The sequence below is a fragment of the Curtobacterium sp. L6-1 genome, from assembly GCF_018885305.1.
Classification (GTDB): domain Bacteria; phylum Actinomycetota; class Actinomycetes; order Actinomycetales; family Microbacteriaceae; genus Curtobacterium; species Curtobacterium aetherium.
In genome coordinates this window covers 1,713,945-1,738,825 of record NZ_CP076544.1, presented here as the reverse complement: position 1 = coordinate 1,738,825, position 24,881 = coordinate 1,713,945, and the positions used below count along the sequence as shown (strand labels likewise).

Annotated in this window: 23 protein-coding genes; 12 read left to right on the top strand and 11 right to left on the bottom strand. The window is 72.0% G+C overall.

Annotated features, from left to right (window positions below):
* Positions 1-69 precede the first annotated feature (69 nt).
* Both KM842_RS07910 and KM842_RS07905 read right to left on the bottom strand, forming a co-directional pair.
* Complete coding sequence (locus KM842_RS07910) at positions 70-960, bottom strand: aminodeoxychorismate lyase (RefSeq protein ID WP_216257355.1); 891 nt, start codon at positions 958-960, stop codon at positions 70-72.
* Positions 961-1,048: 88 nt separating this feature from the next.
* On the bottom strand, positions 1,049-1,399 hold the full coding sequence (locus tag KM842_RS07905) for a tryptophan synthase subunit alpha (protein WP_216257354.1): 351 nt from the start codon (positions 1,397-1,399) through the stop codon (positions 1,049-1,051).
* 65 nt (positions 1,400-1,464) lie between these two features.
* Here KM842_RS07905 and KM842_RS07900 point away from each other — a divergent pair, with 65 nt between their 5' ends.
* Complete coding sequence (locus tag KM842_RS07900; RefSeq protein WP_216257353.1) at positions 1,465-1,983, top strand: 8-oxo-dGTP diphosphatase; 519 nt, start codon at positions 1,465-1,467, stop codon at positions 1,981-1,983.
* Between the two features lie 265 nt (positions 1,984-2,248).
* On the opposite strand, the gene KM842_RS07895 is transcribed toward KM842_RS07900, so the two are convergent.
* The 3 genes from KM842_RS07895 to KM842_RS07885 all read right to left on the bottom strand — a co-directional run bounded on the left by KM842_RS07895 (position 2,249) and on the right by KM842_RS07885 (position 5,723).
* The gene (locus KM842_RS07895; RefSeq protein ID WP_216257352.1) at positions 2,249-2,533 is read right to left on the bottom strand and encodes a hypothetical protein; all 285 of its coding nucleotides are present in this window, start codon (positions 2,531-2,533) and stop codon (positions 2,249-2,251) included.
* A gap of 82 nt (positions 2,534-2,615) precedes the next feature.
* Positions 2,616-3,959 (bottom strand): ABC transporter permease, encoded by a 1,344-nt coding sequence (locus KM842_RS07890; RefSeq protein ID WP_216257351.1) that lies wholly within the window; start codon positions 3,957-3,959, stop codon positions 2,616-2,618.
* A 75-nt stretch (positions 3,960-4,034) separates the two neighbouring features.
* Entirely contained in the window at positions 4,035-5,723 is a 1,689-nt protein-coding gene (locus tag KM842_RS07885; RefSeq protein ID WP_216257350.1) for a cation:proton antiporter, read from the bottom strand.
* A gap of 113 nt (positions 5,724-5,836) precedes the next feature.
* On the opposite strand from KM842_RS07885, the gene KM842_RS07880 reads away from it, so the two are divergent.
* The 3 genes from KM842_RS07880 to KM842_RS07870 all read left to right on the top strand — a co-directional run bounded on the left by KM842_RS07880 (position 5,837) and on the right by KM842_RS07870 (position 8,971).
* Positions 5,837-7,093 carry an inorganic phosphate transporter gene (locus KM842_RS07880; RefSeq protein WP_216257349.1) on the top strand — a complete coding sequence of 419 codons (1,257 nt, stop codon included), beginning with the start codon at positions 5,837-5,839 and terminating at the stop codon, positions 7,091-7,093.
* A complete protein-coding gene (locus tag KM842_RS07875; RefSeq protein ID WP_216257348.1) occupies positions 7,093-7,389 on the top strand; it encodes a hypothetical protein in 297 nt (98 codons plus the stop codon). Before KM842_RS07880 ends, KM842_RS07875 begins: the two co-directional genes overlap by 1 nt.
* 70 nt (positions 7,390-7,459) lie before the next feature.
* Positions 7,460-8,971: an aspartate ammonia-lyase gene (locus tag KM842_RS07870; RefSeq protein ID WP_437124526.1), complete on the top strand. Its 1,512-nt coding sequence runs from the start codon at positions 7,460-7,462 to the stop codon at positions 8,969-8,971.
* A 140-nt stretch (positions 8,972-9,111) separates the two neighbouring features.
* Here the strand turns inward: KM842_RS07870 and KM842_RS07865 are convergent, their stop codons facing one another.
* Positions 9,112-10,242: a YihY/virulence factor BrkB family protein gene (locus KM842_RS07865; RefSeq protein ID WP_216257347.1), complete on the bottom strand. Its 1,131-nt coding sequence runs from the start codon at positions 10,240-10,242 to the stop codon at positions 9,112-9,114.
* 21 nt (positions 10,243-10,263) lie between these two features.
* Positions 10,264-11,583: an MFS transporter gene (locus KM842_RS07860; protein WP_216257346.1), complete on the bottom strand. Its 1,320-nt coding sequence runs from the start codon at positions 11,581-11,583 to the stop codon at positions 10,264-10,266.
* 69 nt (positions 11,584-11,652) lie between these two features.
* On the opposite strand from KM842_RS07860, the gene KM842_RS07855 reads away from it, so the two are divergent.
* The 3 genes from KM842_RS07855 to KM842_RS07845 are packed head-to-tail and all read left to right on the top strand — an operon-like array spanning position 11,653 to position 15,185.
* Complete coding sequence (locus KM842_RS07855) at positions 11,653-12,024, top strand: FKBP-type peptidyl-prolyl cis-trans isomerase (protein ID WP_216257345.1); 372 nt, start codon at positions 11,653-11,655, stop codon at positions 12,022-12,024.
* Positions 12,024-12,866: an aldo/keto reductase gene (locus tag KM842_RS07850; RefSeq protein WP_216257344.1), complete on the top strand. Its 843-nt coding sequence runs from the start codon at positions 12,024-12,026 to the stop codon at positions 12,864-12,866. Before KM842_RS07855 ends, KM842_RS07850 begins: the two co-directional genes overlap by 1 nt.
* A 60-nt stretch (positions 12,867-12,926) precedes the next feature.
* Positions 12,927-15,185 carry a HelD family protein gene (locus KM842_RS07845; protein ID WP_216257343.1) on the top strand — a complete coding sequence of 753 codons (2,259 nt, stop codon included), beginning with the start codon at positions 12,927-12,929 and terminating at the stop codon, positions 15,183-15,185.
* A gap of 52 nt (positions 15,186-15,237) precedes the next feature.
* Here KM842_RS07845 and KM842_RS07840 read toward each other — a convergent pair whose 3' ends face one another.
* Positions 15,238-16,263 carry a glycoside hydrolase family 6 protein gene (locus tag KM842_RS07840; protein WP_216257342.1) on the bottom strand — a complete coding sequence of 342 codons (1,026 nt, stop codon included), beginning with the start codon at positions 16,261-16,263 and terminating at the stop codon, positions 15,238-15,240.
* Positions 16,264-16,395: 132 nt separating this feature from the next.
* Here KM842_RS07840 and KM842_RS07835 point away from each other — a divergent pair, with 132 nt between their 5' ends.
* From KM842_RS07835 to KM842_RS07825, 3 genes are all read left to right on the top strand, one after another.
* The gene (locus KM842_RS07835; RefSeq protein ID WP_216257341.1) at positions 16,396-16,848 is read left to right on the top strand and encodes a VanZ family protein; all 453 of its coding nucleotides are present in this window, start codon (positions 16,396-16,398) and stop codon (positions 16,846-16,848) included.
* 201 nt (positions 16,849-17,049) lie between these two features.
* On the top strand, positions 17,050-17,319 hold the full coding sequence (rpsO, locus tag KM842_RS07830; protein WP_110823867.1) for a 30S ribosomal protein S15: 270 nt from the start codon (positions 17,050-17,052) through the stop codon (positions 17,317-17,319).
* Between the two features lie 180 nt (positions 17,320-17,499).
* Positions 17,500-18,117 (top strand): CE1759 family FMN reductase, encoded by a 618-nt coding sequence (locus tag KM842_RS07825; protein WP_216257340.1) that lies wholly within the window; start codon positions 17,500-17,502, stop codon positions 18,115-18,117.
* Positions 18,118-18,132: 15 nt separating this feature from the next.
* On the opposite strand, the gene KM842_RS07820 is transcribed toward KM842_RS07825, so the two are convergent.
* Positions 18,133-19,362: a coiled-coil domain-containing protein gene (locus KM842_RS07820; RefSeq protein WP_216257339.1), complete on the bottom strand. Its 1,230-nt coding sequence runs from the start codon at positions 19,360-19,362 to the stop codon at positions 18,133-18,135.
* Between the two features lie 277 nt (positions 19,363-19,639).
* Between KM842_RS07820 and KM842_RS07815 the strand changes: the two genes are divergently transcribed.
* Positions 19,640-21,913 carry a polyribonucleotide nucleotidyltransferase gene (locus KM842_RS07815; RefSeq protein ID WP_216257338.1) on the top strand — a complete coding sequence of 758 codons (2,274 nt, stop codon included), beginning with the start codon at positions 19,640-19,642 and terminating at the stop codon, positions 21,911-21,913.
* A gap of 127 nt (positions 21,914-22,040) precedes the next feature.
* Here the strand turns inward: KM842_RS07815 and KM842_RS07810 are convergent, their stop codons facing one another.
* On the bottom strand, positions 22,041-22,568 hold the full coding sequence (locus KM842_RS07810) for a YbhB/YbcL family Raf kinase inhibitor-like protein (RefSeq protein ID WP_216257337.1): 528 nt from the start codon (positions 22,566-22,568) through the stop codon (positions 22,041-22,043).
* Positions 22,569-22,625: 57 nt separating this feature from the next.
* Entirely contained in the window at positions 22,626-23,297 is a 672-nt protein-coding gene (locus tag KM842_RS07805; RefSeq protein ID WP_216257336.1) for a TetR/AcrR family transcriptional regulator, read from the bottom strand.
* A 247-nt stretch (positions 23,298-23,544) separates the two neighbouring features.
* On the opposite strand from KM842_RS07805, the gene KM842_RS07800 reads away from it, so the two are divergent.
* Positions 23,545-24,879: a M16 family metallopeptidase gene (locus tag KM842_RS07800; RefSeq protein WP_216257335.1), complete on the top strand. Its 1,335-nt coding sequence runs from the start codon at positions 23,545-23,547 to the stop codon at positions 24,877-24,879.
* Positions 24,880-24,881: the final 2 nt, after the last annotated feature.

Below are 24,881 nucleotides of genomic sequence, written 5' to 3'. Positions count from 1 at the left end.
CGATCGCCGGGACGGACGGAAGCCGCGGTGCCGACCTGCACCGCGCCTCCCGTCCGGCCAGCGGCGTCGTCAGTCCTGCCGCGCCAGCAGGAAGTCGTTGATGCGCTCGGTCATGCCGAGGTCCATCTCCTGCCGCACCCCGTTCACCGTGTGGATCGGCGCCGCCTGACGGATGCTCGACACGAGCCACATCGCGTCGGCGGCCCGCAGGTCGTCCAGCGTGACGAGCTCGTAGGCGGTCTCGATGCCCTCCTGCTCCGCGAAGCGGAACACGTCCGCCTGCGTCGTGCCGTCGAGGATGCCGATGTCGGTCCGCGGCGTGACGAACCGGCCGCCGACGGACATGATCAGGTTCGCCCGCGTGCCCTCGAGGACGTACCCGTCGGTCGAGACGAAGAGCGCGTCGTCGGCGCCGCGGCGGACCGCCTCGCGCAGGGCCGCCATGTTCACGGCGTAGGAGAGCGTCTTCGCCCCCTGCAGCAGCCACGGCGAGGTCCGCTCGACGTCGTGCCGGTACCCGCGGTCGAGCGTGACGACCCCGATGCCCTCGGTCCGGTCCCGCGTCTGGTCCGCCGACGGTGCCGCGTACACCCAGCCGGTCGGGCGTCCGAGGCCCTCGACGCCGCGCGTCAGGACGGTCTTCGCGTACGCCTCGCGCACTGGGTCGAGTCGGGCGCACACGGCTTCGATCGCACGGCGCCAGGCGTCGATGTCGGGCTCCGGCAGGTCGAGCTTGGCCGCGGACCGGACGAAGCGGCCGAGGTGCGCCTCGAGGGCCTGGGGACGGCCGTCGATCACCGTGATCGTCTCGAACACGCCGTCGCCGCGGGTCAGGCCGAGGTCCATGACCTGGATGTGCTCCTCGAGCGGCTTCGCCCAGGTGAAGGCGTCCGCCTCGGGGTCGTGCGGTGCTGCGGACCGCGAAGGCTGGTTGAGGACGGCGAGGACGGTGTCGGTCATGACCCCATCCAACCCCAGGAACGATCCACCAGGTGGGAGCACTCGGTCCCGTGGGACGTCCCCGTCCGGAGCGCGAGCCCGGTCGGCGTCAGCGCGCGCCCGGCAGCGCGTCCATCATCTTCCACACGGCCTCGGTCAGCTCGGGGTGCTGCAGGGCGATGCGGCGGAGGCGGTGGTACTCCTCACCGTGCTCGGTCTGCTGACCGGAGGCCGGGTGCGCGGACCACTGGGCGCTCCGCTGGCCGATCCGGACGTCGAGCTCCATCGCCTCGGCCCGGAGGATGAGCACGACCTGCTCGTCGACGGTCGGCAGCGTGTGCATGAAGTCCCAGGGGTCGTCACCCTGACGACAGCGGTGCTCGACGATGACCGATATCTCCTCGGCGGCTTCGGCGCGCAGCACCTCGAGGCTGCGCCCCGTCCTGCGGGACTCAGCCATGGTGCCCCCGCAGCACGCCTGCCATGCAACGAGCGTAGACCACCGGATCGGCCACACTGGACCACATGACCGAGCGCGACGAGAGCAAGACCCAGCACCCGGCGGTCGTCGTCGTGTACCTGCTCCGCGACGGCCCACACGGACCGGAGGTCCTGCTCGGCGAGAAGCGACGGGGCCTCGGCACGGGGCGTGTGGTCGGCCCCGGCGGCAAGCGCGAGGGCGACGAGACGGCGGTCGAGACCGCCGTGCGCGAGGTGGCCGAGGAGGTCGGACTGCGGGTCGACCCCGCCGACCTGGAGGCCCGTGGCACGTTGGACTACCGGTTCCCGTACCGACCGTCCTGGTCGCAGGTCTCGGACGTCTTCGTCTGCCGCCGCTGGCAGGGGGACCCGTCGGGCGGTGAGGAGCTGGACCCGCGGTGGGTGCCGGTCGACGCGGTCCCGTTCGACGCGATGTGGGACGACGCGCGCTACTGGCTTCCGGGGGTGCTCGCCGGCGGGCGGGTTGAGGCGCGTGTGGTGTTCGCCGAGGACAACGCCTCGGTCGCGGGCTTCACCGGGACGGGGATCGGCGAGCCGGGCTGAGCCCGCGTGCGGGGCCGAGCCCGGTGCTGTGCGGAGCCCGATCGGTGCTGTACCGGGCGCCATCGGTACCGATTGGGCCGCGGGACTGAGCCCCGGCACCCGACTGGGCCTCGGTAGCCGACTGGGCCCCGGTAGCCGACTGGGCCCCGGTAGCCGACTGGGCCCCGGTACCGACTGGGTCCCGGTACCGACTGGGCCCCGGTACCGACTGGGCCCCGGTACCGACTGGGCCCCGGCGCCCGGACGGACGTCCGCGGGCCGGCCGTCAGCGGGAGCGCTGCGTCCGGGTGCTGCCGGTGCGTGCCGCCTCGGCCTCGGCCATGACGTCCGCGTCCCCGCTCTGCCCGCCGAGCGGCCGGACGAAGAAGTCGACGACCCCGAACGCGATCGCGGCGACGAGCGAGAACATCGCCCACCCGTCCCAGAGCCCGGCGACGCTCCGGCCACCGCTCGGGGCGAGCACGATGCTCGTCACGTACGACAGCGCCGCGAGCACGAGGAAGACGACGACGATCGTGACGAGGAGGCGGTGCCAGGCGGTGCGGGTCATGGTCGCACCAGGATACCCACCCGGGCACGAGGTGCCGTCGTCCGCCCGAGCACACGGCCCCGGCAGCTGCCGACACCCTCGCTCAGCGGCCGGACTGCTGCCGGTGCGGGTTGACCGGTTCGTTCTCCAGGCCGTCCCGTCCGCCCGTGAAGACGTCGCCGGCTGCCCGCTCGTCCTCCCACCCGTCGTCGGGCACCACCTGGAGCGTGCCGGTTGCGGTCGAGGTCAACCCGTGCCGCTCGAGCTCGGCGTCGCGCTCCCGGCCGAGGAACTCGCGGTTCGCGGTGTTCGCATCCTGGAACATCGTGGTCCGGCCGGTGACGATCGCGCGGATGCGTCGGCGCTCCCACCACTTCTTGCCGAAGTACATGAGCACGAGTCCGGCGAGGGCGTAGCAGGCCATCGTGAGGAGCCCGCGCGCCGGGCCGGGGCCGACGCCGTAGACCTGGTGCTTGATCATGTCGACCATGCTCGAACCGACCACGACGTTGTTCAGCCATGCGAAGGGCTCGGGCATGAACCACTTCGGGTAGGCGCCACCGGAGGACGGCATCGACAGGAAGACGAAGCAGATCATCGCGGGGGCGGCGATGAACCGTCCGACGAAGTAGCTCAACCCGTTCACGGCCAGGCCGATGGCGACGATCCAGCCCCAGGCGATGAGCACGAGCGGGACGAAGTGGCCGTGGATCGCGCCGACGACGGGGCCTGCGAGCGTGTTCGTGATGAGCGAGATGACCAGGCCGCCGGTGACGATGACCGCCATGCGCGTGCGGTGGCGGAGCGGTCCGCCCATGATCCCGATGAACATCGCGACCATGTAGCCGCCGATGCACCACGCGAGCATCACGTACATCGGGACGGTGCCGTACTCGTCCCAGGCGGGCAGCGGTGCGAGTTCGGTGACCTTCGGCGACGCGACCCCGAGCCCGGTGAGCACGGCGGTCAGCGTCGCGGGGACGAGGCTCGCCACCTGGAACTGGTGTGCGCTCGCCTTCCAGAACTCGTTCGTCGACGGGTCGTACGCGACGGCCATCGACCCCGCGAGCACGTCCCGCTTCGCCGCGACCAGGGAGTCGTACGAGTGGAAGACGAACTCGCCCGGCAGCGCCTGCTGCACCGCGGCCACGAGGGTCGGGTCGCTGCCGATGAGCGCCACCGGGACGTCGTGCGGGTGGGGCGCGTGGAAGGCGAAGACGTAGCAGAGGCAGAACCCGACGATGAAGAACAGCGGCATCCAGAGCTGCAGCCCGATGAGCTGCAGCGACGGGTGCAGGGTCGCGTACCAGCGCCGGTAGCGGCCGAGCTGCTGCTTCGGGGGCGGAGCGGTCCGAGGAGTGCGCCGTGCGCGTCCCGCCCCGGTCGCCGCGGCGGCCCGGTCGGGCAGGTCGTTGTTCCTGGGTCGGTCGTTCCGCGGCGTGCTCACTCGGCGGTGTGCTCCTGTCCTGTCTGGTCCGTCTGGCGCTCCACGATACGCCCGGGCACCGGGACCGGCACGAGGTCAGGAACGGCTGCGCGACGCCTGTGCCGAGTCCATCGCGAGCTCCTCGGCGTCGAGCGTCACGAGCACGCGGCGCATGACCTCCTCGTCGAGGTTGCCCTTCTCGCGTTCCTCGAGCACGATCTCGCGGCGCCGGTCGAGCAGCTCGCGCCGGATGTCCTGGATCTGCGCTCCACGGAGGCGGATCGGGGCCATGCGCTCCTCGGACTCCTCGTCCTCGGCGTCCTGCCGGAACGTCTCGGCCTGCCGCTCGAGTCGTGACTTGAGCCGCGGGACGACCGCGTCCACCGCCTCCCGCCCGTACCGCTCGGCCCACGCCGGACGGCGTCGGTCGAGCAGCTCGATGGCGGCCACGGTGGTGCGCTGGTTGAGCAGCATCTCGCTGCGACGGTCCATGTCGTCCTCGGACGGGTCCTGCACCTTGAGCGCGCGGATGACGAACGGCAGGGTCAGGCCCTGCAGCAGGAGCGTGCCGACGGTGACGATGAACGCGATGACGAAGATGGTGTCCTGCGCCGGGATCTGGGTCGAGCTCGCCACCACCGAGACGGCGGCGGCGAGCGTCACCACGCCGCGCATGCCGGTCCACGAGATGACGGTGAGCTCGCGCCAGTTGAGCTTCGGCTCGGCGGTGCCGCGCAGCCACCGCAGGGAGCGGTGCCCCCGGGAGGCGCGGATCCGGAGCGGACGGACGAACCGGCCGTGCAGGCGGTTGCGCACGTACGACTCGAAGATGAAGAGCGGGCGCACGACGATGACGACGGCGAGGACGACGGCCGCGGCGGTGAGGGTCTGGCCCAGGCTCCGCTCGCTCTCGACGAGGTCCTGCACGACGGTGTTCAGCTGCAGGCCGATGAGCGCGAAGACGAAGCCCTCGAGGATGACGTCGACGCTCGTCCAGAGCGGGCGCTCCTGCAGTCGGGTCGCGTAGCCCTCCTTGGGGGAGTTGTAGCCGATGTACAGCCCCGCGGTCACGACGGCGATGACGCCCGAGCCGGAGAGCTCCTCGGCCAGGATGTACGCGACGAACGGCAGCAGGATGCTCATGATCGTCTCGACCACGGGGTCGTTGATGCGCATCCGGATCCAGTGCACGACGACGCCGAGCACACCGCCGACGACGAGCCCGACGCCGATCGCGAGTCCGAAGATCCCGAGGTCCTGCCACACCGTCAGCGAGGTGCCGGCGATGATGAGCGTGAACACCCGCACGAGCGTCAGCGAGGCCGCGTCGTTGATGAGGCTCTCGCCGGACAGCACGGTCATCACGCGGCGGGGGAGACCGAGCTTCCGGCCGATCGCCGCGGCGGAGACGGCGTCCGGCGGGGCGACGATGGCGCCGAGCAGGATCGCGGCGGGCCAGGTCATGTCCGGGATGATCAGGTACGCGGCGAGCCCGACGGCCAGTGCCGTGATGATGACGAGGAAGATCCCGAGCCGGCGGATCTGCTTGATGGAGCTGCGGAAGCTCTGCCACGACACGTCGAGCGCCGCGGAGTACAGCAGTGGCGGCAGGACGACCGTCAGGATGACCTCGGAGTCGATCTCGATGTGCGGCAAGCCGGGGATGAACGACACCCCCAGGGCCACGGCGGTGACGAGGAGCGGCGCGGGGAGGCCCCAGGCGCGGGCGACCCCCGTGACGGCGAGCGATCCGACCAACAGGATGAGCAGCTCGGCGATGTCCACGGGTCCATCATCCCATCCCCGGGGCGCGGACCCGGGCGGACGTGAAGCGCAGATGAACAACAGGTGTCCGCTCGGCTTGCCCCGGGACCGCCCGCCTGGGACACTTGCCCGCGGTGGACATCACGCTCATAGTCGTCCTGGTCATTGCGTTGGCCCTCTTCTTCGACTTCACAAACGGTTTTCACGACACCGCCAACGCAATGGCGACCCCGATCGCGACCGGCGCCATGAAGCCCACGGTGGCGGTCTCCGTCGCAGCGGTGCTCAACCTGGTCGGTGCGTTCCTCAGCACCGCCGTGGCCACGTCGATCTCGCACGGGCTCATCAACGAGGGACCCGGTGGCGTCGCCATCAGTCCGGAGATGATCTTCGCGGGGCTGATCGGCGCGGTGGTCTGGAACATGATCACGTGGCTGCGCGGCCTGCCGTCGTCGTCCTCGCACGCGCTCTTCGGCGGCCTGATCGGTGCCGCGATCGTCGGTGCTGGGTTCGACTCGGTGAACTACGCGGCCCTGCTGACGGTGGTCATCATCCCGGCGTTCCTGTCGCCGGTGATCGCGGCCCTGGTGTCGCTGCTCGCCACCCGGATCGCCTACCGCATCACCCGCCGCCCGGTCTTCCCGAACGAGCGCGGCGGCTTCCGGGTCGGACAGATCTTCACGAGCTCGATGGTCTCGCTCGCGCACGGCACGAACGACGCGCAGAAGACGATGGGCGTCATCACGTTGACGTTGATCGCGTCCGGCGCCCAGTCCGCCGACCAGGGCGTGCAGTTCTGGGTCGTCGTCGCCTGTGCCCTCGCGATCGCCCTCGGCACCTACACGGGCGGGTGGCGGATCATCCGCACGCTCGGCTCCGGCATCACCGAGATCCGTGCCACGCAGGGCTTCGCCGCCGAGGCCTCGACCGCCGCGACGATCCTCGCGTCGAGCCACCTCGGCTTCGCGCTCTCCACCACGCAGGTGTCCTCGGGCTCGATCATCGGCGCCGGCCTCGGTCGTCGCGGGTCGAAGATCCAGTGGTCGACCGCGGGCAAGATCGTCATCGCCTGGTTCATCACGCTGCCGGCCGCCGCCGCGGTGGGTGCGGTCGCGTCGGGCATCGCCCGCTTCGGCGTGGTCGGCCTGGTCATCGACGCCGTCGTCGGCGCCGTGGTGATCCTCGGGCTGTACCTCTGGTCGCTGCGCAAGCCGCACGAGCACGCGTCCGCCATCGAGATCGACGTCGCCGCGAACGCCGTGCTGACCCGCAAGGAGCAGCGCGACCTGCAGCGCAAGAAGCGTGCCGAGGCGGTCGCCGCCCGTCGCGCCGAACTGAGCCGCGAGCGGACCCTCCGTCGCATGGCCGGACGCAAGGGAGGCCGTCGCTGATGGGCATCGACTGGGGAGCGTTCCTCCTCGTGGCACTGGTCGCCGTCGTCTCGGCGTGCTTCGTCGTGGCCGTCTACTCGGTGGGCCTCCGCTTCTGGAGCGCCGCGGACGCCCGCGCCGGCAAGTACACCGTGAAGGACGACGGCACCATCGGCCCGGCCACCGCCGGCTTCCCGGACCCGACCGCGGCCTCGGGAGCGATCCGGGCGTTCCGGGCCCTCGCGGTCCTCTGCTTCGCGCTCTGCGGTGCGGCCGTGCTGTACGGCATCTACCTCATCGTCCCCGCCTTCCACTGACGGGTCGGTCCCGCCGCCGGGCGTCCGTCCACAGGCCAGCACCGGCCGGACGGTCGCGTACTAGCCTCGGGTGGTGACCCGCGACGGAGAGGAACACCACGTGACGAGCGCCGCCACACGCACCGAGACCGATTCCCTGGGCTCGAGGGAGGTGCCGGTCGACTCCTACTGGGGCATCAACACCCTCCGTGCGATGGAGAACTTCCCGATCGCCTCGGTGCCGATCGCGGTGTACCCGGACCTCGTCGCCGCCCTCGTCACGGTGAAGCAGGCCGCGGCTCGGGCGAACAAGGCGATCGGGGTCCTCGACGCCGAACGTGCCGACGCGATCGACCGGGCCGCGCAGGAGGTCCGTGACGGCGGGCTCCGCGACCAGTTCGTGGTGGACGTCATCCAGGGCGGCGCGGGCACGAGCACGAACATGAACACGAACGAGGTCCTGGCGAACCGGGCCCTCGAGATCCTCGGCCGGGAGCGCGGCGACTACGCCCACCTGCACCCGATCGACCACGTGAACCGTAGCCAGTCCACGAACGACACCTACCCGACGAGCATCAAGATCGCGATGATCTACGGCGTCCGCCGGCTCGCCGACCAGCTCGAGCAGCTCTCGGCGGCGTTCGCGGAGCGGGGTGCCGTGTTCGCCGACGTCCTCAAGGTCGGGCGCACCCAGCTGCAGGACGCCGTGCCGATGACGCTCGGGCAGGAGTTCACCGGCTTCGCGCACACCATCCAGGAGGACGTCGTCCAGCTGCGCCGGGCGGTGCCGCTGCTGGCGGAGATGAACCTCGGCGCGACGGCCATCGGCACCGGCATCACGGCGGATCCGCTCTACCGCGACGAGGTCCGTCGCCAGCTGCAGGAGGCGAGCGGCATCGACGTCGTGACCGCCCCCGACCTCATCGAGGCGACGAGCGACGCCGGTTCGTTCATGACGCTGTCCGGCACCGTGAAGCGCAGCGCCGCGAAGCTCTCGAAGATCTGCAACGACCTGCGGCTGCTCGCATCGGGTCCGCAGGCCGGCCTGGGCGAGATCACGCTGCCGCCCCGGCAGGCGGGGTCCTCGATCATGCCGGGCAAGGTGAACCCGGTGATCCCCGAGGTCGTCAACCAGATCGCGTTCGCGGTCGCCGGTGCGGACACCACGGTGACGATGGCGGCGGAGGGCGGGCAGCTGCAGCTCAACGCCTTCGAGCCGGTCATCGCCCACAGCATCCTGCAGTCGCTGCAGTGGATGGCCCGCGGCTGCGCGACGCTGCGCGAGCACTGCGTGGTCGGCATCGAGGCGAACGAGGCCAAGCTCGCCGCCCAGGTCGACACGAACGTCGGCGTCGTCACCGCGCTGACGCCGTACATCGGCTACGCCGCCGCCGCCTCGATCGCGCACACGGCGCTGACGACGTCCACGCCCATCTCGACGCTCGTGATCGCGGCGGGTCTGATGGACGAGGACCAGGTGCACCGCGTCCTCAGCCCCGCGCGACTGTCCGGCATCGAACTCGCGACGGGCGCCATCCCGGTGGTCACCGAGGAGATGCTCGACCAGCACCTCCGCGACACCGAGGGACGCGCCCGCCCCTGACGGACCACGGGCCGGACGGGAGGCGCGTGGGGCGCCGCCACGCGCCTCCCGTCCGGCAGCCGGTGCGGCCGGACAGCCGACGCTGACGAACGGGCCGTGCGCCCGGCGAGCAGGGCCCGGCGAGCGCGGACGTCGACCGCTCAGGCCAGCGGCTCGTCCGCGCGCTCCGCGCCGGCCCGCGTCCCCGCCGCCCGCACCGCGTCCGCACGCGCGTCGTCGTCGCGGGCCGCGTCGGCCACCGTGCGCAGGTGCTCCTGCCGGGGCGACGCCCCGTCGGGGAGGGCGGCCGCCGCGGTCCGGACGCGGGCGGCGGTGGTGACGTCCTGCTCGCGCCAGCGCGCCAGGGTCGCGTTGCGCGTGACGTCCCGGAGCGGCAGCCGGATGCGCTCGTCGGCCTCGATGCCGGCGAGCAGCTGCCGCATCCGGATCACCTCGGAGTCGAGTTCCCCGCCGACGACGAGCACGAAGTTCGAGACGTAGAGGTACACGAGGAGCAGCAGGGCGCCCCCGAGCCAGCCGTACGCCCGGTTGCCGCTGCCGATCGTCTCGACGTAGACCGCGAAGCCGACCGTCGCGATCGCCCAGGTGCCGATCGCGAAGCCGGCGCCCGCGGAGACCCAGCGCAGCTGCGGCGTCCGCACGTTCGGCGTCGCGGTGTAGAGCACGGCGACCATGACGACCAGGTCCACGGCGAGCACCGGCCACTTGAGCGTGTCCCAGACCTCGTCGACCCAGGTCGGCCAGCCGAGCTGCTGCGCGACCGCGGCGGCGATCGTCGGGGTGCCGAGCAGGATGACGATCGCCACGGCACCGCCCACCATGACGAGCAGCGTGACGAGGAGCATCATGCCGCGGAACTTCCAGATCCGGCGACCCTCCTCGACCTCGTACGCGACGTTCATCGCGCGGCCGAACGCGGTCGCGTGCCCGGACAGCGACCACAGCGTCAGGACGAGCCCGATCGTGGCACCGAGCCACGGGTTGTCGAGGGTGAGCAGCTGCCGGAGCGGGGTCGCGAAGTGCTCGGCGGTGTCCGGTCGGACGATGATCCCGAGGATGCCGATGATGTCCGCGACGCTGTCACCGCCACGGTCGACGATCGCGAGCAGCGAGACGACGGTCAGGGTCGTCGGGAACACGGTGAGGAGCGCGAAGAAGGTCAGCGACGCCGCGGAGTCGACCACCCGGTGCCGGATGACCGAGTGGTAGGTGCGGCGCACGACCGCTCGGACGCCGATCCGCCGCAGGGTGCGTCCTCGGCGTTCGGGCATGGCCACGACGGTACCGGCTCGTCAGTTCGCGTGCGGGTGCAGGGCGTCGTACCGGCGGAAGGACGGCACCAGTCGGAGCAGCAGCGCGACCAGCGCGACGATGAGCACGCCGCCGATGACCGGCGGGTACGCGAAGCCGGCCGCGACGACCAGGCCGGCGTACAGGTCGCCGACGCGGGGACCGCCGGTGACGACGACGATGAAGATGCCCTGCAGTCGACCGCGCATGCCGTCCGGAGCGGCGGCCTGGAGGATCGTCCCGCGGAACACGCTGCTCACGTTGTCCGCACCGCCGGCCACCGCGAGGAACAGCGCGCAGAGCGCCAGCGCCGGCAGGATCCCCGACGAGAACGTCTCCGACGCCCGGCCGCCGAGGAGGTGCGCGCACGCCACGACCACTCCGAACCCGGCGATCGCCGCGCCGTAGACCGTGATCGCCCACCCGACGGCCTCGCCCTGCCGACGGACGTGTCCGAGCGGCCCCGAGAACACGCCCGACAGGAGCGCGCCGATCGCGTACGCGGCGGTGAGGGTGCCGACGGTGATCGACCCGCCGCCGACGACGAGTGCGCCGATCGCCGGGAACAGCACCCTCGGCTGCCCGAACGTCATCGCGACGATGTCGAGCACGAAGGTCATGGTGATGTTCCGCGACCGCCGGAGGAACTGCGCGCCCTCGATGAGCGAGGACAGCCCGGGGCGCAGGGCGTCGTGCTCCGGGGCCATCCGCGGCAGCGTGACGACGCCGAGGAACGCCGCGCTGAACAGCACGACGTCGACCGTGTACGTCGGGGCGAAGCCGAACGCGGCGACCAGGACACCGCCGACCGCGGGCCCGACCGTCACCGAGAAGCCGGCGCTGATGCTGTTCAGGGCGCTCGCCGCGGGCAGGAGCTCGATGCCGACCAGCCGCGGGACGATCGCCGCGCGTGAGGCGCCGATCACCGTGCCCGCGACGGCGTTGACCGTGACCAGGACGTACAGCAGGACCACGCTCTCCATGCCGAGCCAGGCGTGCGCGGCGATGAGCGCCGTCGACACCCAGGCGAAGACGGCGGAGACGAGTGCGACGGTCCGCCGGTCGAACGCGTCGGCGAGCATGCCGCCGTACAGTCCGGCCAGGATCATCGGCACGAGCGAGACGACGCCGACCAGGGAGACCATGAACGTCGACCGGGTGATCTCGTACACCTCGAGCCCGACCGTGACGCTCGTCATCATCGTGCCGATGCCGGCGATCGAACTGCCGAGCCAGAGCCGGGCGAAGGCGGGGGAGCGGCGCAGCGGGGTCAGGTCGGCGAACAGGGAGCGGCGGGGCTTCGCGGGGGCATCTGGTGTCACGGTGGAACCATTCTGCGGGCTGGTGGGCTCCTGCGGGGCGCTGCCGCGTTCTCTGGTTGACTGACGAGCATGACTGACCTGAACAGCAAGCCCGAGTTCGACGCCCCCGAGGGCCCCGCCCCCACCGACCTCGTGGTCACCGACATCGTCGAGGGTGACGGGGACGTCGCCGAGTCCGGCTCGACCGTCAAGGTTCACTACGCCGGCGTCGAGTACGAGACCGGCGAGGAGTTCGACAGCTCGTGGAACCGCGGCGAGCCGATCGACTTCCCGCTCGCTGCCCTCGTCCGCGGCTGGCAGGAGGGCATCCCCGGCATGAAGGTCGGTGGGCGCCGCAAGCTCGTCGTCCCGCCGGAGCTCGCCTACGGCCCGGCCGGCGGCGGCCACTTCCTGTCGGGCAAGACCCTGATCTTCGTCATCGACCTGCTCGGCGTCCGCTGATGGCCGGCGTCCCGGAGGTCCCGACCCTCGAGCTGAACGACGGGCACCGCATCCCGGCGCTCGGCCTCGGCACGTACTCGCTCGACGGGGACGCGGGCGTGGCGGCGGTCGGCGCGGCGATCTCGAGCGGGTACCGCCTGCTCGACACCGCGCTGAACTACGGCAACGAGGACGCTGTGGGCCGCGCGGTCCGCGAGTCCGACGTGCCGCGTGACGCGTTCGTGGTGACGTCGAAGCTCCCGGGACGCCACCACGGCTACGACGAGGCGCACCGCTCCGTTGACGAGACCCTGGCCAACCTGGGCCTGGACCACCTCGACCTCTACCTCATCCACTGGCCGAACCCGTCCGTGGACAGGTTCGTCGAGACGTGGAAGGCGTTCGTCGACCTCCGCGACAGTGGCAAGGTCCGCTCGATCGGAGTCTCGAACTTCACGCCCGAGCACCTCGACCGCATCCTCGACGCCACGGGGGTCGCCCCCGCGGTGAACCAGGTCGAACTGCACCCGTACTTCCCGCAGGCCGAGCTCCGCGCGGTGCACGAGCGGCTCGGGATCGTCACCGAGAGCTGGAGCCCGCTCGCCAAGCAGTCGGAACTCCTCACCGAGGAGCCCGTGACCGCCGCGGCCGCCGCGCACGGTGTCTCGGCCGGTCAGGTCGTCCTCCGCTGGCACGTCCAGCTCGGTGCCGTGCCGGTGCCGAAGTCGGGCGACCCGGACCGCCAGCGCGAGAACCTCGACGTCTTCGGCTTCACGCTGACCGACGACGAGGTCCGGGCCATCTCGGCGCTCGAGCGCGGACGGCTCTGGGACGGCGACCCGGACACGCACGAGGAGATGTAGCGGCACGACCCGACTCGGGGCAGGGGATACCATTGGTTCCCCTGTCCCGAAGGGTTGCGAGTGTCCGAACCGCGTGTTTCCGAACCGACCGAGATCGACCGTGAGCGCGACTACGTCGACGGTCTGTTCCGCCGTCTCGACGACCTGACCGCCGAGGCCGAGCAGCGCCTCGTGGAGACCCGACGCCAGACCGTCGGCGGCAACCACCAGAGCCGGAGCGAGCGCGACGCCTTCGCCCGCCTGTACGAGGACACCGTCGCCACCCTCCAGCGCGTCGGCGACCGCCTGGTCTTCGGCCGGCTCGAGGTGCAGGACCCGCGCGCCGACGAGGACGCCTTCCGCTACATCGGCCGCGTCGGGCTCCGCGACGCCGACCACCGGCCGCTGCTGCTCGACTGGCGCGTGCCCGGTGCGAGCGCCTTCTACCAGGCCACCGCGGCGCACCCGATGGGCATGCGCGCCCGTCGCCACCTGACCCTCGAGGGCCGCAGCGTCGTGAACGTCGAGGACGAGGTCTTCGACGCCTCCCTCTACGACGACGAACGCACCCACCTGCAGGGCGAGGGCGCGCTCCTCGCCGCCGTCACCGCCGAGCGCACCGGGCGGATGACCGACATCGTCGCGACCATCCAGGGCGAACAGGACCGCATCATCCGGTCGCCGCTCGAGGGCGTGCTCATCGTCCAGGGCGGCCCGGGCACCGGCAAGACGGCCGTGGCGCTGCACCGCGCGGCCTACCTGCTGTACTCGTACCGCGAGCGGCTGCGCGGGTCCGGCGTGCTCGTCGTCGGCCCGTCTCCGGCGTTCCTCACCTACATCGAGCAGGTGCTCCCGTCGCTCGGCGAGACCGGCGTGGTGATGGCGTCCCTCGGCTCGCTCTACCCGGGGCTGCACACCACCGTGCACGACCGTCGGGACGTCGCGGCCGTGAAGGGCTCGGGCGAGATGGCCGACCTGCTCCGCCGTGCCGTCCGCTCGCGGCAGGTCGTCCCGACCGAGACCGTCACGCTCGACGTCGAGGGGGAGCGGCTGGTCGTCCCGCCGCAGCTCGTCGCCGACGCGATGCGCCGCGCGCAGGACCGCGGCAAGCCGCACAACGTCGCCCGCGTGACGTTCAACAAGAACGCGCTCGACGCGATGACCCGGCTGCTGGCCGACCAGTTGCGGCAGCGCGGGACCACGGTGGACGAAGCCGACGAGAAGGTCCTGCGCGAGGACATCCGCAGCTCGTACGACGCCCGCGTCCTGCTCAACACCGCGTGGCTGCCACTGCCGGCCGAGAAGCTGCTCGAGGACCTGTACGCCCGGCCGAACTGGCTCGCGTCCCTCACCCCGAACTGGAGCCCGGAGCGCCGAGCCCTGCTCCGGCGGGAGCGCGGTGCCGGCTTCACGGTCGAGGACGTCCCGCTCCTAGACGAGGCCGCCGAACTGCTCGGGGTGTTCGACCCGACCGGCGGTGCGGCGAAGCGCCAGGCGAAGGCGAGCCGCAACCGGGACATCGAGAACGCCCGCCAGGCGATCGAGAACATGGGCGTCGAGGGGATCGTCAGCGCCGAGCAGGTCGCCGGTGCCTTCGCCGAGGGCGGCGACCCCCGCTCGACGGCCGAGCGCGCCGCCGAGGACCGCGAGTGGACGTACGGGCACATCGTCGTCGACGAGGCGCAGGAGCTCTCCCCGATGCAGTGGCGGGTGCTCGCACGCCGGAACCCGCTCCGCTCGTTCACCATCGTGGGCGACATGGCGCAGGGTTCCTCGCCCGGCGCCGCCCGCACCTGGGACGACGTCCGCGGGGCGCTGTCCCGGCGCCGTCGCGGTCGTGCGCCGCAGGTCCCGCTCGACTCCCGCCTCGAGGAGCTGACGGTCAACTACCGCACGCCGCGCTCCATCGTCGAGGCCGCCGGGGCGTTCGCGGCGTCGGCGGGACTCACCGTCACGGCGAACCAGGCGGTCCGTGACGGCGACCCCGTCGAGCGGCTGACGGTCCCGCGCGCGGACCTGCTCGACACCGTCGCCGAGCGGGTCGAGGGCGAGCGCGAGCTGATCGGGTCGGGGACCATCGGCGTCATCGTGCCCGAGTCCGAGGTCGCCGCCGTGCGGGAGCGCCTGGCCCGCACCGACGCCGACGTCCGGGGACTCGGCTCCCCGCGTCCCGGATCGGTCACGGTGCTGACCGGTGCGGACGCGAAGGGGCTCGAGTTCGACGGCGTCCTGCTCGTCGACCCGGATCGGGTCGGCGACGACGCCGCACGTGCCGCGGCGGCGGTCTACGTCGCGATGACCCGGCCGACGCGTCGCCTCACCGTCGTGTCGGTCGCCTGACGGCCGACCGCGCCGGCCGGACCGACCCGCCGGACGCGCCCCGCGCCTCCCGTCAGGACCGCTTGCGGTTCTCGACGAGCGCGAGCGCGTACGACTCCCACCACGTGCCGGCGGCCGGCCCGCCGTTGCAGCTGCCGTCGCTCAGTCCGGGCGTCTTGACCCAGAGCAGCGCGTCGAGGCGGGTCGTGCCGCGCGTGACGTGGGGGAGCTGCCCCAGGCCGGCGCCGTCCGGGTTGCACCAGTCGCCCCGCCAGCCCCGTCCGTTCCGCGAGACGTCGATGACGAAGTGCGGGTCGCCGCCGATCGCGTCCGCGAGCTCGTCGGCGTAGGCGCGCTCCTGGTCCACGCGGTAGAAGTTCGACACGTTCGTCGCGAAGCCCTGCACGCGGTCGACGCCGGCTCGCCGGAGCCACCCGGCCATGGTCTCGACGGGCACCCGCCGCTCGTTCCCGCCGTCCAGGTACACGGTCAGGCCGTGCCCGGACAGGGCGCGCACCGCCGCTCGGAGCAGGGGCAGCCGGGTGTCGAGCAACCGCTCGCAGACCGCGATCTGTGCGATCGAGTCCGGTTCGACGAGCACGACTGCGTGGGAACCCGACAGCGCGCGGGTGACGGCCCGCACCCACGGCAGGTAGGCGTCCTCGGCGGCGCCGCCGCGCGACCAGTGACCGCAGTCGCGGTCCGGGATCGCGTAGAGCACGAAGACGGGGGTCGCCCGTTGCTCGCGGGCGGCGGCCAGGACGCTCCGCACGGTGGCGACGGTGTCCGAGACCGAGGGGTCGGTCAACCAGGTCGCGATCGGCTGGTCGGCGATCACCGCCAGGCGGTCCGCCGTGGAGGCCCGTCCGGCCTCCCGCGCGGCCGTCTCGTGCCAGCGTGGCTGGTTCGCGGTGCCCGGCTGGTGTGCGAGGCCGCCGGGCCAGGCCTCGGCGACCGTGCGTCGGTGCGCGATCTGCCGGTCGGTGTCGCCGCGCGGCCACACGACGGCGACGGCTGCCACGACCGCCGCGACGAGCACGAGGACGAGCCCGATCCACACCCACTGCCGGGCGGTCGAGGCGCGCTGCGGTGCCGGCATCGGCGGTCCTCCCTGGTCGGACGTCGCCCTCCGGACGACGTCGCTGCTCGCGGCCATGTTCCCATCGGATCGGCACCGGATGCCAGGGCGTCGTCCAGCACCCGGCCAGCAGGCGTGCCCCAGACTGGCGGGATGTTCCGGAAGCTGCTCCTGCTCGCCCTGACGGCGGCCTACGCCTGGGTGATCTGGCGCATGACCCTGACGCCGCACGTCTTCTCCGAGGCCGAGAACACCCTGGTCCTCCGTGCGGTCGCCTGGGTCCAGCAGCAGCCGCACGGTGCCTGGTTCACGTACGACCGCACCGAGTTCCTGGCGAACGTGGCGATGTTCGTGCCGGTCGGTGTGATCGCCGCGCTGTGGCTCCCGCGCCGGTGGTGGGTGCTCGGCGCCTTCGTGGCCGTCGTGCTGTCGGTCGGGATCGAGTTCGCCCAGGCGGTGTACCTGCCCTACCGGGTCGCCGACCCGCGCGACGTGCTGTCGAACGGCCTCGGCGGTCTGATCGGGGCCACGTTCGTCGGCTTCGTCCGGAGCCTGCTGCCCGAGCGGCGGCGTCGTCGACGTCCGCTCCGCGCCCGCACGGCCTGACCCGCACGGTCTGACCCGCACGGTCCGACCCGCACGCCGACGCCGACGCCGGCTCCGGCCCGGGGCCCTGGTCCGTGGCCGCGCTCTGGTATGCTCGTTCGGTTGCCGTCGAACGGCCGCGGATCAAGAGCGCTCACACATCAGGTGTGGGCACCGCGCAACGGACACAGCTCTCACGCAGAGCAGGAAAGGGGATCCTCCATGGCACTTGACGCGAAGATCAAGCAGGAGATCATCGAAGAGTACGCGACCCACCCGGGCGACACCGGATCCCCCGAGGTCCAGGTCGCCGTTCTGACGCGTCGTATCAACGACCTGAACGAGCACCTCAAGGAGCACAAGCACGACCACCACTCGCGTCGTGGTCTGCTGCTCATGGTCGGTCAGCGTCGCCGTCTCCTCGGCTACCTCTCCGACGTCGACATCGCCCGCTACCGTGCGCTCATCGAGCGCCTCGGACTGCGCCGCTAGTCATCGTCCGAGCCCTGCCTCGTCGCAGGCCTGCTCGACCGGAAGCCCCGTCCCTCCTCGCGAGGGACGGGGCTTCTCCCCTTCCCGGCAGTGCCGTGCGCCTCGGGGGCGGGAATGGCTGCACGCCCCACCCGGTTCGGTGTACTGTTCATGCAAACGCATCGAAAGTCGGGAGTCCCCATGACCACCATCGCCGTCGTCTCCGCCGGTCTCTCCGAGCCCAGCTCGACCCGCCTCCTGGCCGACCGCCTCGCCGCGGCCGCCGTCGCCGCGCTCGACGTCGACCCGGGCGCCGAGGTGCAGGTCCGTACCGTCGACCTCCGCCCGCTCGCGCACGACGTCATCGACGCCATGCTCACGCGCTTCTCGTCGCCGGCCCTGGCCGAGGCGATGGCGACCGTCGTCGAGGCGGACGCGGTGGTCTTCGTGACGCCGGTCTTCACCGCTGGCATGAGCGGCCTCGCGAAGTCCTTCCTCGACGTGATGGACAAGGACGCCCTCACCGACATGCCCGTGCTGCTCGGCGCCACCGGGGGGACCGCCCGGCACTCGCTCGCCCTCGAGCACGCGCTGCGTCCGGTGTTCGCCTACCTCCGCGCCGCGGTGGTCCCGACGGCGGTCTTCGCCGCCACCGACGACTGGGGGAGCGACGAGGCCGGCGCGCTCGACGCGCGCATCCGCCGGGGCGGCGCCGACCTCGCCTGGGCGATCGGGGCCTCCCGGCGGCAGCCGCAGCAGACCGGAGTGCTGCCGGCGGTCACGGACTTCGCCGCCCTGCTCGGCGACCTCCGGCACTAGCGGACGCGGTCCCGCTCAGTACCAGTGCGGGTCGACGCTCATCTCGTGGTCCCACGCCCCGCACGGGGTGCCGTAGCTGCTCTTGATGTAGGCGAGGCCCCAGTTGACCTGCGTGCGGGCGTTCGTCCGCCAGTCGGCACCGGCGGCGGCGAGCTTCGACGCCGGCAGTGCCTGCGGGATGCCGTACGCGCCGCTCGACGGGTTGAGTGCGTTCGCGCGCCACCCGGACTCCTGCTTCCACAGGGAGACCAGGCAGCCGAACTGGTCGTCGCCCCAGCCGTACGAGCCGAGGGCGCTCCGGGCGTAGGCCTGTGCTCCGGCGGGGTCGACCGGCACCCCGTCGGTGCTCGGGTAGGCGTTGCCGGCGGGGGCCGGTGACGACGGGGTCCCACCGCCCGAGGAGGGCGCGGCCGACGAGGCCGCCCGTCGTGCAGCGGCTTCGGCAGCGGCTCGTGCAGCGGCGCGCTGCGCGGCGGCCTGGGCCGCGACTGCCTTGCCGACCTCGTACCGTCGCTGCGTCTCGGCGGTCGAGTCCCGGAGTGCCGCCAGCTGCGCGTAGAGCTCGTCGCTGTGCGACTCGGTCGACGCCACCGCGGAGTCCGCGCGCTGCTGCGCCGACTTCGCGGTCGCCGCCGTCGGCTCGGCCGCGGCCGCGAGGGACGCGCGCTCGTGCTCGGCGCGCGCCGCCTGGTCGTGCAGCGACGACGCGGTCCCCGCCGCGACCGAGGCGTCCTCCATCACGCTCGACCACGTCGTCGAGAGCTGGTCGAGCGCGCCGAGCTGGTAGAGCAGCTGGTCGGGGTCACCGGCGGTCGCGATCCGCGTGGTCATCTGGTCGGTGGAGCCGTCGCGGTACAGGTCGGCGGCCAGGCGCCCGGCCCGGGTCTGCGCTCGTCGGGCCGTCGCGGCCGCCTGCTCGGCGTGGGCCTGGAGGCTCGTGGCCGTCCGCGTGGCCTCGGCCAGGTCCGCCTCGGCCTGCGTCGCCGCGGCGGACGTCTCGAGGGCGACCTGGGACCTGCGCGCCGCCTCCGCCTGGGCGGACCGCAGCGCGGCCTGCACCCGCGACACCTCGGAGCGCTTGGCCTGCTCGTCGCCCTTCGCCCGCTCGACGTCCTGCCACGTGGGGTACTCCGTGGCGGAGGCCGGTGCCGCGGTGACGGCGGGGACGACGAGCGCGCCGACCACCACCGCCACGAGGACGGCGGCGTGACGCGCAGGGTTCGGTCGAGCGGTGTTCCGACGCATGGGTGCAGGGTACCGAGGACACGCCCGTTCGCCGGCAGCACCGCCGCTGGTCCACCGCAGAATGCTAAGGTCGCAGGGTCCGGGGACCGTTCCCCGCGACGCCATACGACATCGCACGCAGACCGGCACGAAGCTGGTCATCGGTGGTGGCATCCGGGCCGAGTCCGTCCCGAGTGCTTCTACTGCTGGCCAGACATGCGTTCCGCGTCGTGGAGCGCACGTGCACGCGTGTGCCCGAGGCCGGGTCTGCTGCAGACAACCGCAAGGAGGCATCCTCTTGGAGGGTCCCGAGATCAAGTTCGCCGAAGCGACCATCGACAACGGTCGCTTCGGCACCAGGACGGTCCGGTTCGAGACCGGTCGTCTCGCGCAGCAGGCACAGGGTGCCGTCGCCGCGTACCTGGACGAAGAGACCATGCTGCTGTCGGCCACCAGCGCCGGCAAGCACCCGCGCGAGGGCTTCGACTTCTTCCCGCTGACGGTCGACGTCGAGGAGCGCTCGTACGCAGCCGGCAAGATCCCCGGCTCGTTCTTCCGCCGCGAAGGCCGCCCCAGCACCGAGGCGATCCTCGTCTGCCGCCTCATCGACCGGCCGCTGCGCCCGTCGTTCGTCGACGGCCTCCGCAACGAGGTCCAGATCGTCATCACCGTCCTGAGCATCGCCCCGGACGAGTTCTACGACGCGCTGGCCATCAACGCCGCGTCCGCGTCGACGCAGATCTCCGGTCTGCCGTTCTCCGGCCCGATCGCCGGTGTGCGCCTCGCGCTCATCGGTGACCAGTGGGTCGCGTTCCCGAAGGCGTCGCAGCTGGCCGAGGCCGTCTTCGACCTCACCGTCGCCGGCCGTGTCGTCACGGACGAGGCGGGCAACGAGGACGTCGCGATCATGATGGTCGAGGCCGAGGCCACCGAGCACAGCTGGGACCTCATCCAGGGCGGCGCCACCAAGCCCGACGAGGCGATCGTCGCCCAGGGCCTCGAGGCGGCCAAGCCGTTCCTCAAGTCCCTCGTCGAGGCGCAGGCGAAGCTCGCCGCGCAGTCGGCCAAGGAGATCCAGGACTACCCGGTCTTCCCGCCGTACGCCGACGAGGTCTACGCAGCGGTCGAGTCCCTCGCCCTGTCCGAGCTCGGCGACGTCTACAAGATCGCCGCGAAGACGGAGCGTCAGGACGCCGACGACGCGCTGAAGTCCCGCGTCAAGGCCGCGATCGCCGAGCAGGTCACCGCCGGCACGCTGCCCGAGGTCGCGAACAGCCAGGTCGGCGCCGCGTACAAGTCGGTCACGAAGAAGGTCGTCCGCGGCCGCATCCTGACCGAGCAGGTCCGCATGGACGGTCGTGGCCTCGCCGACATCCGCCCGCTCGACGCCGAGGTCGCCGTGATCCCGCGCGTCCACGGTTCCGCGGTGTTCCAGCGCGGTGAGACGCAGATCCTCGGCGTCACCACGCTGAACATGCTCAAGATGGAGCAGCAGATCGACTCGCTGTCGCCCATCACGAAGAAGCGCTACCTGCACCACTACAACTTCCCGCCCTACTCGACCGGTGAGACCGGCCGCGTGGGTTCGCCGAAGCGCCGCGAGATCGGGCACGGCTTCCTCGCCGAGCGCGCCCTCGTGCCGGTGCTGCCGTCGCGCGAGGAGTTCCCGTACGCCATCCGTCAGGTCTCCGAGGCGCTCAGCTCGAACGGCTCGACCTCGATGGGTTCCGTCTGCGCGTCGACCCTGTCGCTCCTCAACGCCGGTGTGCCCCTCAAGGCCCCGGTCGCGGGCATCGCGATGGGCCTCGTCTCCGACACCGTCGACGGTCAGACCCGCTACGCGGCGCTGACCGACATCCTCGGTGCCGAGGACGCGCTCGGTGACATGGACTTCAAGGTCGCCGGTACCTCCGAGTTCGTCACCGCCATCCAGCTCGACACCAAGCTCGACGGCATCCCGTCGTCGGTGCTCGACGCCGCGCTGAAGCAGGCCAAGGAGGCCCGCTCGGCCATCCTCGGTGTGCTCAACGAGGCCATCGACGGCCCCGACGAGATGGCCGACACCGCCCCGCGCGTGATCTCGGTGAACATCCCCGTCGACAAGATCGGTGAGCTGATCGGCCCGAAGGGCAAGACGATCAACGGCATCCAGGACACCACGGGCGCCGACATCTCGATCGAGGACGACGGCACGGTCTACATCGGTGCCGTCGACGGTCCGTCCGCCGAGGCCGCGCGTGCGCAGGTCAACGCGATCGCGAACCCGACGAACCCGGAGATCGGGGACCAGTTCCTCGGCACGGTCGTCAAGATCGCGACGTTCGGTGCCTTCGTGTCGCTGATGCCGGGTCGTGACGGTCTGCTCCACGTCTCCGAGGTCCGCAAGCTCGCCGGTGGCAAGCGCGTGGAGAACGTCGAGGACGTCCTGGGCGTCGGCCAGAAGATCCTGGTCGAGGTCACCAAGGTTGACGACCGCGGCAAGCTGTCGCTGGCGCCGGTCGTGGCGGACGACGTGGACACCGAGGGTCGCGACGACCACGGTTCCCACGCCGAGGCCCCGGCCGAGGGCTGATCCCCGATCGCCTGAGCGTCTGAACGCCACAACGGCCGCCGTCCTGCTGGACGGCGGCCGTTGTCGTGTCGCGGGGCGTGCCTCCCGGCCGCGGGGCCGCGCGTTCGCGGTGCCGTGGCGGTGGTGGTCAGGCGGCCGGCGTCTCCTGCAGGCCGGTCAGCTGCGCGCGACCGAGCAGGTGCTCGCGGAACATGAACCCGACGACGGCCGGGGTCACGTCGACCGGGACCTCGAGCGTCGGCACCGCGAGCGCGCTCAGCGTGAAGACGTAGCGGTGCGGCCCGTGTCCGGCGGGCGGCGCGGCACCGAGGAAGGTGTCCGTGCCGTACTCGTTGCGACGACGGGTGGCGCCCTCGGGCAGCAGCGCGTCGTCGGTGCCGGCGCCGCGGTCGAGCGAGGTGACCGAGGCGGGGACGTCGGAGAGCGTCCAGTGCCAGAAGCCCGAGCCGGTCGGGGCGTCGGGGTCGTACACGGTGAGCACGTAGCTCTGGGTGCCCTCGGGCGCGCCGGACCAGGTCAGCGCGGGGGAGCGGTCCTCGCCGCCGACGTCGCTGCCGCGTGCCCAGTCGGGCAGCTGGCCACCGTCGGTGAAGTCGGGGCTGGAGAGGTCGAAGGACGGGACGTCCGGCAGGTTCCAGTTGGGGTCGTTGGTCATGCTCCGAGCCAACACCCCGACACCCGACGTCCGCCGGGAGGTCTGAGCTCGGGACGATCAGGCCGTGAGGACGCGCTCGGCGACGCGGCCGAGTGCCGCCGTCGCCGCGATGGCGTCACCGGCGTACGCGCCGGACATGGCGCCGTCGCGGGCGAGCATGAGCTCGTCGGCGCCGTCGCCCGGCAGGGGGTGCCCGGCGGCCTGCAGCAGGTCGCCGAGGCGCTCGGTGTACCAGTCGCGGTGCATCGAGACGACCTCGCGGACGGCGTCGCGTGGGTCGTGGTACTCCGCGGCGGCATTGAGGAACGCGCAGCCGCGGAAGCCGGGGCGGTTCACGTCGGCGGACACGGCCTCGACCCAGGCGCGGACGGCGGCCTGCGGGTCGTCGGCCTCGGCCACGACGGACTCGAGCCAGGCCTGGGCACGGGCGTGCTGCTCCCGCACGTAGGCGAGGATCAGGTTGTCCTTCGAGCCGTAGTGCTTGTAGAACGTCGCCTTCGTGACGCTCGCCTCGGAGATGAGGCGGTCGACGCCGACGCCGTGGATGCCCTCTTCGTAGAACAGGCGGTTGGCCGTCTCGAGGATGCGGACCTTCGCGCCGCCGGAGCGGGGAGCCGGGGGGACGCTCGACCCGTCCGGCGACGCGAGGTTCCGGTTGCTCGGGGCCGGTCCTTGCAGACGCTGACCCAGGAGACGCTGGACGGTCGGTTGGGGGGAATCGACCGTCACAGCGTGGCTCTCCTTGGGTCATCGGCTCCGCGGCGGAGTGGGGGGACTCGTTGCCGCGCAGGACTGATGTCCCGAGCCACCGGATCGAGATCTAGGGGGGCTCTCGATCCGGTGCACTCACTGTAGCACAAGGAGGACAGACAGACGAGTCGGTCTGTCCGTCTTTTTTGTACCCCTATTCGAGTGACGTGCCCGTGCGCTCCGCAAACTGGGCAGGGCACCTCGTGCCTTCAGTAGAGTCATCACGATGAACCGCCCAGTGCCGCTGCCGCTCGAGGCTCCGGAAACGTCCTTCGTGACGTCCGGTGGAGCCCTCGTCCGGCGCACCGTCCTCGCGTCGGGCGTCCGTGTCCTCACCGAGGCCGTCCCGTCCGTCCACTCCACGAGCATCGGGTACTGGGTGGGGGTCGGCTCCCGCGACGAACGCGCCGGCCAGTACGGCTCCACGCACTTCCTCGAGCACCTGCTGTTCAAGGGCACGGCCGAGCGGAGCGCGCTCGACATCGCCGTGGCGTTCGACTCCGTGGGCGGCGAGCACAACGCCGCGACCGCCAAGGAGTACACCTGCTACTACGCCCGCGTCCGGGACACCGACGTCCCGATGGCCGTGGGCGTCATCGGTGACATGGTCACCAACTCGACGCTCGAGCCGGCCGCGTTCGACGTGGAGCGGGGCGTCATCCTCGAGGAGCTCGCGATGGCCGCCGACGACCCGGCCGACGTCGCCGGCGAGGCCTTCTTCGCCGCGACCTTCGACGGGCACGCCCTCGGCCGACCGATCGGCGGCACCCCGGAGTCCATCCGCGAGGTCCAGCGCGACGAGGTCATGGCGCACTACGCCGAGCACTACGAACCGAACGGCATCGTCGTCACCGCGGCCGGTGCCGTCGACCACGACGACTTCTGCGCCCTGGTCGAGGCCGTGTTCGCCGATGCCGGAGCCGCCGCGCCCCTGGCCCGCCGGACCGCCCAGCCCGTCGCCGACCCGGTCGAGTCCGCCCTGCGCGTGGTGCACCGTCCGACCGAGCAGGTCAGCATGCTCCGCGGGTCGCAGGGGCTCGACCTCCGTGACGACCGTCGCCCGGTGCTCAGCGTGCTCAACGCCGTGCTCGGTGGCGGCATGAGCTCCCGCCTGTTCCAGGAGGTCCGCGAGCGCCGGGGCCTCGCCTACGCGGTGTCGTCGTTCGCGCCCGCCTACCTCGACAACGGGGCCTTCGGCGTCTACGCCGGGTGCGCACCCGACAACGTGGCCGGCGTCGTCGACATCATCGACGGCGAGTTCCGGCGGATGGTCGACGACGGCATCACCGAGGACGAGCTCCGCCGTGCCAAGGGCCAGATCGAGGGCGCACTGACCCTCTCGCTCGAGGACTCCGACGCCCGGATGACCCGCCTCGGCCGCGCCGAGCTCGGCACCGGTGAGTTCACCGACCTCGCGACCGCCCTGGAGCGAGTCGACCGCGTCACCGCCGCCGACGTGCTCGACCTGTCCCGCGATCTCCTGACGCGTCCGACGGTGACCGCCGTCGTCGGCGACGTTCAGCGTGAGCGGTTGGCGGCCGCCCTCGGGATCGACGGTTGACC